Origin of the sequence: Rhizobium sp. WYCCWR 11152, assembly GCF_013087615.1 — a bacterium.
Taxonomy (GTDB): domain Bacteria; phylum Pseudomonadota; class Alphaproteobacteria; order Rhizobiales; family Rhizobiaceae; genus Rhizobium; species Rhizobium indicum.
Window position 1 is genome coordinate 99,294 of sequence record NZ_JABFCP010000011.1, and the last position, 13,003, is coordinate 112,296.

A 13,003-nucleotide genomic window follows, 5' to 3' on the forward strand; every position below is an offset into this window, starting at 1 on the left:
CGTCGTTCAGCCTCAAAGCGGCGAGAAAAGATCGACGGCCTGCTGGCCGCGCGGAGGCTGCTGCACTTCCATCAGACGGCCGCGGCCGCCGTAGGAGATACGGGCTTCGGCAATCTTGTCGTAGGAGATCTGGTTGTCGGCATTGACGTCCTGCGGACGAACGATACCGGCGACATTCAGGATGCGCAGCTCCTGGTTCAGGCGGACTTCCTGCGAGCCCGATATGACGAGGTTGCCGTTTTCGAGAATACCGGTGACGACGGCGGCGACCAGAAGGGTGAGCTTATCGGTACGCTCGATCTTGCCCTTGCCGTCGGTGCTGGTGTCGGAGCCGTAAGTCAGGTCGGTCTTCGACTCGGGCGTCCAGCCGAAGATCTGGGCGTTGACATCCCAGTTCATGCCGCTCGAATTCGTGCGGCTGCGGTTGGTCTCGTTGTCGAAGGAGGCCTTGTCGTTGATCTGGATGTCGACGGTCAGGATGTCGCCGACGTTGAGCGCGCGCGCGTCCTTGAAGAGGGCAGCTTGCGAATCGCTCCACAGCGAATAGCCCTGCGCCACGGCGCGCGGCTGCTTCGGATAAAGCGCCATCTGTGGCGTCTGGCCGTAAGCGAGGCCGCTGCCGATCGGGCTCATGGCAGGCGCACGGCCGATCTCGCTGACCGCAGTCGGAGACTGGCAACCTGCAAGGAGTGCGAGGGCGGCGATCGCGGCCGGGAAACGCATATTCATGAAGGATCCTTCGACGTATTGGGATCGGACGCACTGGCGATGACGCTGGCGATGACCGCGGCCTTCTCAGGGTCCATCTCGTTGAGGATGAGGCTCGACTGACGCGGGCCGAGCCGCATGATCACGGCGGAGGCCACCTCGATCTTCATGTCCTGCAACTGAAGTGCGGCCGCATCCGGCTTCATCTTCCTGTAGATTTCGGTGAGGCCGGCTTCCGCCTGCCTCAGGAAATCGTCACGCCGCTTCAGCCAGTCCTGGTATTCGGCCTTGCGCTTGTCCATTTCTTCCATGCGGGCGTCGATGTCGGCGCGAAGCTTTTCCAGTTCCTGCTTCTGCAGGAGGTAACGCTGGTCGCGGGCGGGCTCGGCGATGTTGGTGCAGAACTGCTTGATTTCATCCTGCGAGGTGATGTCGCCTGCCGGCGCATGTTCCTGCGCGAAGGCGCTGGGGATCGACAGAAGGACGAGGCCTGCGGCCGGCAGCGCCAGCCGGCGCAGCAATTGCAGAACCGTCATGTCGGGGTTGATGATATCAATCATTGCAGCACAAGCTCCGCCTGCAGGGCGCCTGCCGACTTGATGCCCTGGAGAATGGCGATGATGCCATCCGGTTTCACACCGATATTGTTGAGGCCGGCGACAAGGGTCCTGAGATCTGGACCATCGATGATGGCGACGCGCCCGCCGGTCTGCTCGGCCGCGATATCGGTCTGCGGCTGGACGGCGGTCCGGCCGCGCGAGAAGGGTTCGGGCTGGATGATCTGCGGCGTCTCGGTGACCTGGACAGTCAGGGTGCCGTAGCTGACGGCGACCGGCGAGACGCGGACGTCGGAGCCGATAACGATCGTTCCGGTGCGCTCGTTGATGACCACCTTGGCCGGCGTGTCGGTTTCGACGATGAGATTTTCGACGTCGGCCATCAGCCGGGTGAGATCGGCCGCGCGCGGCTTCTGGATCACGACTTCCTGCGAATCCTTGGCTTCGGCGACGGGGCCGCCGAAGCGCGCCGAGGCATAACCGTTGACGATGTCGGCGATACGGATCGCCGTCGAGAAGTCTGGGTTGCGCAGCTGCAGGACGAGATTGACCGAATCCTTGAAGCGGGACGGCAGTTCGCGTTCGATGATCGCGCCGCCGGGCACGCGGCCTGCGGTGGTGACGCCTTCGGTCACGGTCGCCGCCTGGCCCTGTGCCTGGAAACCGGAGACGATGACGGCGCCCTGCGCAACGGCGTAGATCTGGCCGTCGGCGCCGGAAAGCGAGGTCATGACGAGCGTGCCGCCGCGCAGCGACGTCGCGTCGCCGAGCGAGCTCACCGTCACGTCGATACGGCTGCCGGGACTTGCGAAGGGCGGCAGGTTGGCGGTGACCATCACGGCCGCCGTGTTCTTGGCGTTGGACTGACCGCCCTGCGTCGAGATGCCGAGATTCTGCAGCATCGCCCGCATCGACTGCTCGGTGAAGGGCGAGGCACGGAAGCCGTCGCCGGTTCCCTGCAGGCCGACGATCAGACCATATCCGATCAGCTGGTTGTCGCGACCGGCCTGAAGGGAGGCGATGTCCTTGATGCGGGAGGTCAGCGCCCAGGCGGGCGCGACATCAGCCAAACTCATGGCGAGAACCGCGACAAGGGTGACGAAACGGAAGAACAATTTCATTTTGCCCTCACATGGACCGTGCCGTCCGCAAGCACCGTGCCGCTGACGATGACGCCGGAGTCCATATTGCGTGCGCGGACGACCTGCCCGATCGTGCCGTCTTCGAGCGGCGTGCCGGCGGCGGAGATTGTCATCGCGCCGAGCGATAAGACCAGGCGGATCGAAGAGCCGCGCGTCACCGTATAGGCCTCGCGCAGACCCGAAACCGAAATCGTGCGGCCCGGCAACAGCGTGCGCTTGGAAACCATGCCTTCGACCTGGGAAATGGATTTGGCATAATCGCCGGCGAGGTTGGGGTTGGTGACCTCGACCTCCTGAAGCTGGCTCGACGACAATGTGTCGCCGGGGTAGATGATCGTCGTCGGGACGACGGCATAACCCATGCCGGCGTCCACGTCCGCGGGCAAGAAAATGCCCGCGACTGCGATCGTGGCTGCCGCCACCCATCCTGAGATGTGTCCTGCCCGGCAAAACATCATGTTTCGGCCCTTCCCTTTACTTCAGGTTCTTGCTGACGATGGAGGCCATTTCATCAGCGGTGGTGATCACCTTGGAATTCATTTCGTAAGCGCGCTGGGCCGAGATCAGCTCGGTGATTTCCTTCACCGGGTCGACGTTCGAAGATTCCAGGTAACCCTGCTTCATGTAGGCGAAACCTTCCTCGTCAGGATTGCCGATGACGGCTTCGCCGGAGGCCGGCGTTTCCTGGAAGAGATTGTCGCCGAGCGGCTGGAGACCCGCCTCGTTGACGAAGTCGGCAAGGGTCAACTGGCCGAGCTCGGTTGCCTCCGTCGCTCCCGGCAGCTTGGCCGAGACCTGGCCGGAGCGGCTGATCGTCAGTTCGGTCGAGCCCGTCGGAATGGTGATGCCGGGAAGGACCTCGTAGCCGTCGATGGTGACGAGCTGGCCCTGGTCGTTCTTGTTGAAGGCGCCGGCGCGGCTGTAAAGCGTCGTACCGTCGGTCGACTGGATCTGGAAGAAGCCCTTGCCGATCAGCGCCACGTCGAGATCGTTGCCGGTCTGGGTCAGTTCGCCCTGGAGATGCAGGTTGCGGACCGCCGAGGTCTGGACGCCGAGGCCGATATTGGCACCTTCCGGAACGACGGCCTGGTTGGCGCGGTTGGCGACACCCTTGGCGCGTTCGGTCTGGTAGAGAAGATCCGAGAATTCGGCGCGGGCGCGCTTGAAACCGGTCGTATTGATGTTCGCGATGTTGTTCGCGATGACTTCCAGATTGGTCTGCTGGGCATCCATGCCCGTTGCTGCGATGGCGAGCGCTCTCATGTGTTCGTCCTCAAATCAGTTACATCTGCATCTTGGTGACTTCGAGAAAGGCCGAGACGACCTTGTCGCGGATGGCAATCGCGGTCTGCAGCGTCTGCTCGGCCTGGAGCATGGAATCGACGACTTCACGCGTCGTCGCCGTGCCCTTGATACCGGCAAAGGACATGCTTTCCGCACCCTTCAGGCTGGTGACCGCGTCGCTCGCCATGTTGCCCATGACAGAGGCGAAGCTCATGCCATTGGCCGCACCTGCGGCGCCCGACATGGTGGCGGCAGACGAGGAGGCGGAATTTTCGGTGTCGACGGCGCCGAGCGCACGGGTCATCGAAAGGTTGCTGACATTCTGGACGCTGCTGATCATTATTATTGGCTCTTCAGGAGGTCGATCGTGGAGGAGATGAGATCGCGGGTCTGTTTGATGGTCTGCAGATTGGCGTCATACGAGCGGTTGGCTTCGCGCATGTCGGCCATCTCGACCAGGATATTGACGTTGGGCAGTTTGACGACGCCCTTCTGGTCCGCAGCCGGATTGCTGGGGTCGAATTCAGTGCTGAAGTCGCCTTCGTCGACGCCGACCTTCTTGACGCCGACAGTCTCGACGCCGTTGCTGCGATCCATCTGCTGGCCGAAGGTAATCGTCTTGCGGCGATAGGGGTCGGCGCCGGGCGTGTCGCCGGTCGAGCGGGCGTTGGCGATGTTTTCCGAAACGATGCGCAGGCGCGTCGACTGCGCCTCGAGCCCGGAACCGGCGATTTTCATTGCTGCTGAAAGCGGATCCATGACTTTACCTCCTGACCGTCATCAACATCATGCGGTTGAAGGAACTGACCAGCGAGGTGTTCAGATCGTACTGGCGCTTGATATCGCCCGACTTGGAGAGCTCCTCGGCCAAACCGACCGTGTTGCCGGATTCCTGGACACCGATTTCCTGGTCGAGCGCAGCGTCCTTGACGTCGATATCGCCGCTGTCGCTGAAATCGTTGCCGCTGAGATGCGCCGGATTGGTGCGCGCCATGTTGATATTGGCATTGTCGAGCACCGCATCAAAGGGCGTAACGTCCTTGGCATGGAACTTCGGCGTATTGGCATTGGCGATGTTGCCGGCAACAACCTGCTGACGGATCGTCAGCCATTCCGCCTGCCGCGAAGCCAAGTCGAAAAGTTGGATCGGTTGCATGAGAACTCTCCGTTTTTACTGTCCCGAACCTAGTGCGGTAATCTTGCGTGGGACTTACGGGGAATTCAGGCTTCGAGGCGGTTTTCGGCGAACGCCGCCGCTTTGACAGCGCCGCGCGCCTTTCGGATGCGCAAGGCTGCGTCATTCCCTAAATCGGAATCGATCTGAGAAATGACGGAAAAAACAGGGGCTCCGGCCGATTCGCGGCGGAGCCCCTGTTGCCTTTGGCGTTTGCGGACAGGTTCAATTGTTCTGGTAGATCTCGCCCTTGGAGGTGACGATCACCCATTTGCCGTCGCGCTGCTCGAGTGTCGCAAGGCGGCTTTCGTCGGGCAGGATCGAGCCGATGCGCACTACATACATGCCCGAGGGATCCTCGATCAGCGCCCGGCCGTTGGAAACATGCAGCAGGCGGAAGGAAGACTTGCCGGGGAAAGGCTGATCTTCCTGTATGGCGCGGCCAGCGCGCTCCTTGCCGAGATCGGAGACCGTCGCCGTCGTCAGCGGATCGATCGGCGGGGCCTTCTTGTCCGCCTCGTTCTTGTTGACCATGGCAAGCGGCGAGACGCTGAAGACGTTGCGGGCCGGCCAATCCGGTAGTTCACGCGAATTCTCGCTGGCGGCGACATTGATGCCGAATTTGTCCGCATTGAAGAAGACATACCAGGGAAAGAAGGCGGAGGCGCCGGCAAGCGCCAGGCCGGAGAAGGTCAGAAACCGATCCAGGATGGCGGCTTTCCTGCGCTGCTTCAGGGAAGCGATACGTTCGTCGTCGAAATCAGCCACGTCTAGCCTCTCCTCTGAATAGGGGCGCCCTGATTGCCCATGCCGGCTGCAGCCTTGAGCGCGCCGGCGAGATCGGCGAAAGCGTCGAGCGAGTCGCGATCGCCCGGAGACTGCTTCAGAACGTCGTAAATAATCGGCACCTGCTTGATCGCCATGTCGAGATCGGGATCAGCACCCTGGCGGTAACCGCCGATCATGCGCAGGTCGCGCGTCTCTTCGAAACGATGGATCAGCACCTTCAGCCGCGATACCAGCTTTTCCTGATCCGGCGTCCAGGCCTTGCGGGCGAGACGCGAGATCGAGGCGAGCGGATCGATCGGCGGATACCGCCCTTCTTCGGCCAGACTGCGCTGCAGGACGATATGACCGTCGAGGATGCCGCGGGTCGAATCGGCGATCGGATCATTGTGATTGTCGCCGTCGACGAGGATCGAGATGATCGCCGTGATGGTGCCGGCGCCCTCGGGACCGGGACCGGCGCGTTCCAGGAGGCGCGGCAGCTCGGTGAAGACGGAAGCGGGATAACCGCGCGCGATCGGCGGTTCGCCGGAGGCGGTCGCCACCTCGCGGATCGCATGGGCGAAACGCGTGACGCTATCGACGATGAAGAGGACGTTCTCGCCCTTGTCGCGGAAATGCTCGGCGATGGTGACCGCCGTCAGCGGCGCCATCTTGCGCAGCATCGGGCTCTCGTCGCTGGTGGCGACGACGGCGATCGCCTTCTTCATATTGCTGCCGAGCGTATCCTCGATGAATTCGCGCACCTCGCGGCCGCGTTCGCCGACGAGCGCAATGACAACCTTGTCGAAGGCATCGGCGCGGGCGAGCATGGACAGAAGCGTCGACTTGCCGACGCCGGAACCGGCGAAGATGCCGAGGCGCTGGCCGAGGCAGAGCGGCGAGAAGATGTCGATCGCGCGCACGCCGGTCTTGAAGCCGGTCTCGACACGCTTGCGGGTCATCGAGGGCGGCGCGGTATTGGAGATCGAGCGGCGATCGAGGCCCTCGGTGATCGGGCCCAGCCCGTCGATCGGCTCGCAGAGCGAGTTGACGGTGCGCCCGCACCAGCTGTCCGTCGGAGAAATGCGGAAGGCGCCCTTGCGGATGACGGTATCGTGGATACCGATCGGTTCGCCGGGTTCGATCGGGCAGACATAGATCAGTTCCGGCTCGACGCGCACGACCTCGCCGAGATGGATGCCGGTGGCCGATTTATGGGCCACGAACTCGCCGAGACGAACATGGCGGGAGAGACCGTGAACCGTGTAGTGGCCCGCAGCGATGGTCTGCACGCGGCCGCCATGGGCAACCGCGAACTCCGGCGATGCGTATCGCTCGACGAGGTCCGCCAGATGCGCCAGCTTCGGAGAAAGACCGTCCACTGATAGTAGCGTGGTGCTCATGCTTCAAATCCCACCCCAAAATACGTCGCGTGCAGCTTGCTGCATGCGACGTATTTTGGATCTTTGTTCTTGTGCGTGTCGTTCTCCCAAAACCGCCAGACACTTTTGGGCGACATGCATTAGCGGCTGCCCCCAAGCGTCTGAACGGCTTCCTTGAAGGAATCCTCGCTGTCGCGCATCAGCGACGAGACACTTTCGAAGGCGCGGTTGACTTCGATCAGCTGGGTGATCTCGCGCATGGCGTTGACGTTGGAGTTTTCGAGATAACCCTGCTCGACACCGACATTGAAGCGGTCGACGACGGCGCGCGGCTGGTCGGTGGTCATGATACCGCTGTTTTCGTAGCGCAGGTAACCCTTGCTGACATCGGCCTCGAACAGGCCGAGCGAGGCGATCTGGCGTCCGCCCTGATAGATGATGCCGTCGGTGCCGACGGCCGGTTCGCCGCCTGTCGTGTTGAGCTGGATCGGCGCGCCGCCGGCGTCAAGAACCGGGTATCCGCGGATCGAGACGAGTTCGCCGGTATCCTTGATCGTAAAGCGGCCGTCTCGCGTCAGAACCTGGCCGGCCGGCGTGTCGAGCGCAAACCAGGCATCACCCTTGATAGCGAAATCGAGCATGTTGCCGGTGTGCTGCAACTCGCCATTTCCCTCGTTCAGGTAGTCGTTGCCCTGGGAAACGAAGGCGACCTTGGTGTTCAGCTTGTTCTTGGTGGCTGCCACCATCTCGTCGAACTTCACCTCGGTGGCGCGAAAACCGGTCGTGTTCACGTTCGCCATGTTGTCTGCGATGGTGGTCAGGCGCTTTTCGAGGGCCATCTGCGACGACAGAGAAACATAAAGACCGGATTGCATGTCGGTAAGCTCCAAGCATTGGCGATGAACGGGACGAAAAGCCGGGCGTCGTCTCATGTGGTTCGGCCGGGATTTCGCTGAGGCGGCATCTCAGAAACGGGCGCGGGCACCCATTCGTCCCCTTTAGACTGACGGCAGATGCTTGCGCGAAGCTGGCACGCGGAAATGCCTCGCGAGCGGGCCTTTCATCAGCCTCACGCAAGGCAGAAACCCTATCGGTCTCAATGAAAAGCAACGTTCAGATTGGGCTGACGATGAACATCATTATCGGATTTATAGTGACTTGCGGCTGTGTCATCGGCAGCTTCATGGCGATGGGCGGCGACGTGAACGCTCTGTTCCAGCCCTTCGAATTCGTCATCATCGGTGGCGCCGGTCTCGGCAGCTTCATCATGGCGAACCCGATGAAGGTGGTGAAGGATTCCGGCAAGGCGCTCGGCGAAGCCTTCAAGCATGCCGTGCCGAAGGAACGTAACTATCTCGATACGCTCGGCGTGCTCTATTCGCTGATGCGCGACCTGCGCACCAAGTCGCGAAACGAAATCGAAGCCCATATCGACAATCCGGCCGAATCGACAATCTTTCAATCGGCTCCGACCGTTCTGAAGAACAAGGAACTGACGGCGTTCATCTGCGACTACGTGCGCCTGATCATCATCGGCAACGCCCGCAGCCACGAGATCGAGGCGCTGATGGATGAAGAGCTCAACACCATCATGCACGACAAGATGAAGCCCTACCACGCGATCCAGATCATGGGCGATTCCTTCCCTGCGATCGGTATTGTCGCGGCCGTTCTCGGCGTCATCAAAGCGATGGCCCACATCAACGATTCGCCCGAAGTGCTCGGTCACCTGATCGGCTCGGCGCTCGTCGGCACCTTCCTCGGCATTCTCTTGTCCTACTGCGTCTGCTCGCCGCTGGTCTCCCAGATCAAGGTCGTGCGCAACAAGCAGCACCGCCTCTACGTCATCGTCAAGCAGACGCTGCTTGCCTATATGAATGGCTCGGTGCCGCAGGTCGCTCTCGAATACGGTCGCAAGACGATCTCGGCTTACGAGCGTCCGTCCATCGATGCGGTCGAGCAGGAAATGATGAACCCAGGTGGCGAAAACAAGGCGGCTTAAATGACTATGAGCAATGCTTCGCACGACAAACCGGCAATGGATCCTGCCCTCCTCGCCAAGCTGACAGGCGGGCTTGGCGACAGAGGCAGGGTCGCCAAGATCTGCAGCTCCTTCGGGGAAATCTACAGCGAATTCTTTCCCGACGTCATCAAAAGCGAGACCGGCCTCGACGTGACGGTCAACTATCTCGGCTGCGAGATCGGCTACAAGAACCACCTCATCGAAGACCTGAGCGCGAACGTCACACTCGTCGACGCGACGCTGCGCAACTGGTCGCAGAACATTACGCTTGCCTGCGGCAACGGCTTCGTCATCACGCTGATGGAGCATCTGCTCGGCGCCACAGCCGATACGATCGAGGAACCGGCCGACCGGCTGCTGTCGATCATCGAGCTCGATCTGGCGGTCATGGTCTTCGACAAGATCGCCAAGGTGCTGCGCTCGGCCGTCAACGCGCCGGGCGGTTTCGAACCGAGCCTTTCGGCCCCGTACGCCCATGACATGCGCGCCCGGCCGCAGGAGGATCGTCCGGATGAATTCGCCGCTGCCATCAACATGTCGATCACGCTTGCCGGCATCGTTTCGGAATTTTCGTTGATCGTTCCGCAGACGGCACTGCTCAAGACCAAGGTGACGCCGCCGAAGCCGAAACGCCAGGCCAGCAGCAACTCAGCGGAATGGACCGAACAGCTTGGCGACCAGGTCCGCCGCTCACATGTCACGCTCGAGGCCAAGATCAGGCTGCAGGACCTGACGCTGCGCACGATATCGAAGCTGATGGTCGGCGACGTCATTCCGTTCCGCGACCACGGCGACGTGCGTGTCGAGGTCAGCGCCAACAGCAAGGAATTGTATGTGTGCGAGTTCGGGCGTTCAGGCGAAAACTACATGGTCCGCGTCAAGGATACGATGAACTCGGATGACGAACTCATCCGTCATTTAATGAATTAATCGGTTCTCTGGCTTTTGGGCTGCAAAGGCAGTTTGAGGCAAGTTTCAACTGGAATAGTGATTTCATGGCTACGAAGAAAACACAGCAGAACAGCGACCTCTCCCTGGATCTTCCGGGCAGCGAAGCCGATCTCGACCAGGCGATCGACGATCTGCGCGGCGTGCTGAAGCAGGATGCCGATGGCGACCTGTCGCAGTTTGGCGACGACCTGCAGAGCGACCCCTTCGCAGCAGGAACGGACCTGGCGGCCTTTGGCGGCGAGACTTCGGAAACCCCGTTTGGCAGCGACGATTTCGGCGGCGACTTCGGCGGCGGCGATGCCAGCCCGGCGGCCGGCATGGATTTCGGCAGCAGCCCCTCCTTCGAGGCGTCGCCGGCCCCGCTCGGCAGCGCTTTGAATTCCAACTTCGACCTGATCATGGACATCCCGATCGACGTCCAGATCATGCTCGGCACCAGCCGCATGCAGGTCTCCGGTCTGATGAACCTCAATGAAGGGGCGACGATCGCCCTCGACAAGAAGATCGGTGAACCGGTCGAGATCATGGTGAATGGCCGCAGGATTGCCCGCGGCGAAATTACGGTGCTTGATAACGACGACACGCGATTCGGTGTGAAACTGATTGAAGTTTTGAGTACGAAAAAAGCCTGATCCCTGTGTGGGACGGAGAGGTTAGACCATGATGGACTTTGACGATTTCGGCGGCGCACTAGCCGGGAAACCGTTGACCCAGGCTGAAAAGGCGGCGGCTGTTCTTCTCGCTATGGGAAAGGGCGTCGCCGGCCGGCTGTTGAAATATTTCACCCAGGCCGAACTGCAGACCATTATCTCATCCGCCCAGTCGCTGCGCGCTATTCCGCCGGACGAGCTCCTGTTGCTCGTCTCCGAGTTCGAAGACCTCTTCACCGAGGGCGCCGGACTGATGGACAACGCCAAGGCGATCGAGGCCATTCTTGAAGAAGGCCTGACGCCCGACGAGGTCGACAGCCTGCTCGGCCGCCGCACCGCATTCCAGGCCTACGAAACCTCGATCTGGGATCGCCTCAGCGAGGCGGAGCCGACATTCATCGCACAGTTCCTGCTGCGCGAACATCCGCAGACCGTCGCCTATATTCTTTCGATGATGCCCTCCTCCTTCGGCGCCAAGGTGCTGCTGCAGCTTCCCGACAACCGCCGCGCCGACATCATGAACAGAACGGTCAACATGAAGGCGGTCAGCCCGAAGGCTGCGCAAATCATCGAAAACCAGGTCATGACGCTGCTTGCCGAGGTCGAGGCAGAGCGCAATGCAGCCGGCTCGACGAAGGTCGCCGATCTTATGAACGAGCTCGACAAGCCGCAGGTCGACACGCTGCTCAGCTCGCTCGAATCGATCAGCCGCGAGTCGGTCAACAAGGTTCGCCCGAAGATCTTCCTGTTCGAGGACCTCATGTACATGCCGCAGCGCAGCCGCGTCATGCTGCTCAACGACATCTCGACGGACGTGCTCACCGTCGCGCTGCGCGGGTCGCCCCCGGAGATCCGCGAATCGGTTCTCTCCGCCATCAGCCCACGCCAGCGCCGCATGATCGAATCGGATCTGCAGAGCGGCATGGGTGGCGTCAATCCGCGCGAGATCGCGATTGCCCGCCGCGCCGTGGCGCAGGAAGCGATTCGCCTGGCCAATTCCGGCCAGATCGAGCTCAAGGAAAAGGAAGGCGACGCTTCGGCGGCCGCCTAACACGTCGAGACTGTTGACAAATCCGGCATGCCGAAAGGCGGCTGTTGATCGCCGTGCCACAGGCGACTACCCTTCCAGCAACAGACCGCGCTCTAAAGCGCGTCGCATAGAACTCGGTTCCTGCGACGCGCTTTAGGTCCTTGTTCTGATGCATGTCACTATCCCAAAACCGCTGCACGTTTTTGGGCGACAAGCATTAGCTGCGGCCTATTTCTTTGAAGAGGGCCGCGACTTGGCAGACGATGACAAGGACAGCAAAACAGAAGCCCCAACCGCGAAAAAGCAAAGCGATGCCGCGGAAAAGGGCAACGTGCCGTCTTCGCGCGAACTTTCGATCTTTGCGACGATCCTCGCGACCTTCATTTACCTCGTATTCTTCCTTCCAGAAAGTGTCGGGCGCATGACTGAAATGCTGCGCGACATCTTCGAGCAGCCCGACCAGTGGAAGATCGAGACGGGACCGGATGTCCTGGCGCTGTTCGTCCGGATCGGCTGGGCAAGTGCGGCGCTGGTGGCGCCCGCCTTCATCCTGTTCATGGTGTTCGGCGTCGCCTCCTCCGTCTTTCAGAATCTGCCGACGCCGGTGCTCGAACGCATCCGCCCGCAGGTCTCGCGGATCTCGCCGATCAAAGGCTGGTCACGGCTGTTCAGCGTGCCCGGCCTAGTCGAATTCGGAAAGTCGCTGTTCAAGGTGGTCGTCGTCGGGGTGATCCTGTTCTTCGTGCTCAGGAGCGAATATTTCGGCTCGATCGACGCGATGTTCTCCGATCCGCAGACGATCCTGGTGCGAATGATGGCGGCGATGCGCAAGATCATCATCGTCATGCTGATCGCCACGGCTATCGTGGCGATCGCCGATCTTTTCTGGACGCGCCATCACTGGTTTACCGAGCTGAAAATGACGCGGCACGAGGTGAAGGAAGAAAACAAGCAGGCGCAGGGCGATCCCTTCGTCAAGAGCCGGCAGCGCTCGCTGATGCGCGACCGGGCGCGCCGGCGCATGATCGCCAACGTGGACCGCGCGACGCTGGTGATTGCAAACCCGACGCACTATGCGGTGGCGCTGCGTTACGCGCGCGAAGAGAACGATGCGCCGGTGGTGCTGGCCAAGGGTCAGGACCTGATTGCGCTCAAAATCAGGGAGATCGCCGAGAAGAACGGCATACCGGTGTTCGAAGATCCGCCACTTGCGCGCTCCATGTTTGCGCAAGTCTCGATCGATAGTGTCATCCCGTCAGTCTTTTATAAGGCGGTAGCGGAGCTCATCCACCGGGTCTACGCTGCGGACGCCAGGAACAAACGGGTGAGATAAG

General features: G+C 61.3%; 16 protein-coding genes. 5 read left to right on the forward strand and 11 right to left on the reverse strand.

The features are described 5' to 3' along the window. Nucleotides 1–12 precede the first annotated feature (12 nt). The 11 genes from flgH to flgF form a co-directional block, all read right to left on the reverse strand. The gene (flgH, locus tag G9X67_RS21980) at nt 13–729 is read right to left on the reverse strand and encodes a flagellar basal body L-ring protein FlgH (protein WP_011650477.1); all 717 of its coding nucleotides are present in this window, start codon (nt 727–729) and stop codon (nt 13–15) included. Continuing rightward, nucleotides 726–1,268: a MotE family protein gene (locus G9X67_RS21985; RefSeq protein ID WP_138334373.1), complete on the reverse strand. Its 543-nt coding sequence runs from the start codon at nt 1,266–1,268 to the stop codon at nt 726–728. The genes flgH and G9X67_RS21985 overlap by 4 nt, the downstream gene beginning before the upstream one ends. Then, nucleotides 1,265–2,386, reverse strand: a complete 1,122-nt coding sequence (locus G9X67_RS21990; RefSeq protein ID WP_003545536.1) for a flagellar basal body P-ring protein FlgI — start codon at nt 2,384–2,386, stop codon at nt 1,265–1,267. Before G9X67_RS21990 ends, G9X67_RS21985 begins: the two co-directional genes overlap by 4 nt. Then, on the reverse strand, nt 2,383–2,865 hold the full coding sequence (flgA, locus tag G9X67_RS21995) for a flagellar basal body P-ring formation chaperone FlgA (protein ID WP_003545535.1): 483 nt from the start codon (nt 2,863–2,865) through the stop codon (nt 2,383–2,385). Before flgA ends, G9X67_RS21990 begins: the two co-directional genes overlap by 4 nt. Before the next feature lie 16 nt (nt 2,866–2,881). Beyond that, nucleotides 2,882–3,670: a flagellar basal-body rod protein FlgG gene (gene flgG / locus G9X67_RS22000; protein ID WP_003545534.1), complete on the reverse strand. Its 789-nt coding sequence runs from the start codon at nt 3,668–3,670 to the stop codon at nt 2,882–2,884. 19 nt (nt 3,671–3,689) lie between these two features. Continuing rightward, the gene (locus G9X67_RS22005; protein ID WP_138334374.1) at nt 3,690–4,031 is read right to left on the reverse strand and encodes a flagellar hook-basal body complex protein FliE; all 342 of its coding nucleotides are present in this window, start codon (nt 4,029–4,031) and stop codon (nt 3,690–3,692) included. A 2-nt stretch (nt 4,032–4,033) separates the two neighbouring features. After that, nucleotides 4,034–4,450, reverse strand: a complete 417-nt coding sequence (gene flgC / locus G9X67_RS22010) for a flagellar basal body rod protein FlgC (RefSeq protein WP_003545531.1) — start codon at nt 4,448–4,450, stop codon at nt 4,034–4,036. A gap of 4 nt (nt 4,451–4,454) precedes the next feature. After that, on the reverse strand, nt 4,455–4,847 hold the full coding sequence (gene flgB, locus G9X67_RS22015; protein ID WP_138388095.1) for a flagellar basal body rod protein FlgB: 393 nt from the start codon (nt 4,845–4,847) through the stop codon (nt 4,455–4,457). 243 nt (nt 4,848–5,090) lie between these two features. Further along, nucleotides 5,091–5,633, reverse strand: coding sequence for a flagellar protein (locus G9X67_RS22020; RefSeq protein WP_138388096.1), 543 nt, complete (start codon nt 5,631–5,633; stop codon nt 5,091–5,093). Nucleotides 5,634–5,635: 2 nt separating this feature from the next. Then, a complete protein-coding gene (gene fliI, locus G9X67_RS22025; RefSeq protein ID WP_171599674.1) occupies nt 5,636–7,036 on the reverse strand; it encodes a flagellar protein export ATPase FliI in 1,401 nt (466 codons plus the stop codon). 119 nt (nt 7,037–7,155) lie between these two features. Continuing rightward, nucleotides 7,156–7,890, reverse strand: a complete 735-nt coding sequence (gene flgF, locus G9X67_RS22030; protein WP_138334377.1) for a flagellar basal-body rod protein FlgF — start codon at nt 7,888–7,890, stop codon at nt 7,156–7,158. Nucleotides 7,891–8,144: 254 nt separating this feature from the next. Here flgF and motA point away from each other — a divergent pair, with 254 nt between their 5' ends. The 5 genes from motA to flhB all read left to right on the forward strand — a co-directional run bounded on the left by motA (nt 8,145) and on the right by flhB (nt 13,002). Continuing rightward, nucleotides 8,145–9,017, forward strand: coding sequence for a flagellar motor stator protein MotA (gene motA / locus G9X67_RS22035; RefSeq protein WP_011650470.1), 873 nt, complete (start codon nt 8,145–8,147; stop codon nt 9,015–9,017). Continuing rightward, nucleotides 9,018–9,968: a FliM/FliN family flagellar motor switch protein gene (locus G9X67_RS22040; RefSeq protein WP_003545522.1), complete on the forward strand. Its 951-nt coding sequence runs from the start codon at nt 9,018–9,020 to the stop codon at nt 9,966–9,968. Nucleotides 9,969–10,033: 65 nt separating this feature from the next. Beyond that, the gene (fliN, locus tag G9X67_RS22045) at nt 10,034–10,621 is read left to right on the forward strand and encodes a flagellar motor switch protein FliN (protein WP_027666382.1); all 588 of its coding nucleotides are present in this window, start codon (nt 10,034–10,036) and stop codon (nt 10,619–10,621) included. A 28-nt stretch (nt 10,622–10,649) separates the two neighbouring features. After that, entirely contained in the window at nt 10,650–11,690 is a 1,041-nt protein-coding gene (fliG, locus tag G9X67_RS22050) for a flagellar motor switch protein FliG (protein WP_138334378.1), read from the forward strand. A gap of 232 nt (nt 11,691–11,922) precedes the next feature. Beyond that, nucleotides 11,923–13,002, forward strand: coding sequence for a flagellar biosynthesis protein FlhB (flhB, locus tag G9X67_RS22055; protein ID WP_138334380.1), 1,080 nt, complete (start codon nt 11,923–11,925; stop codon nt 13,000–13,002). Nucleotide 13,003: the final 1 nt, after the last annotated feature.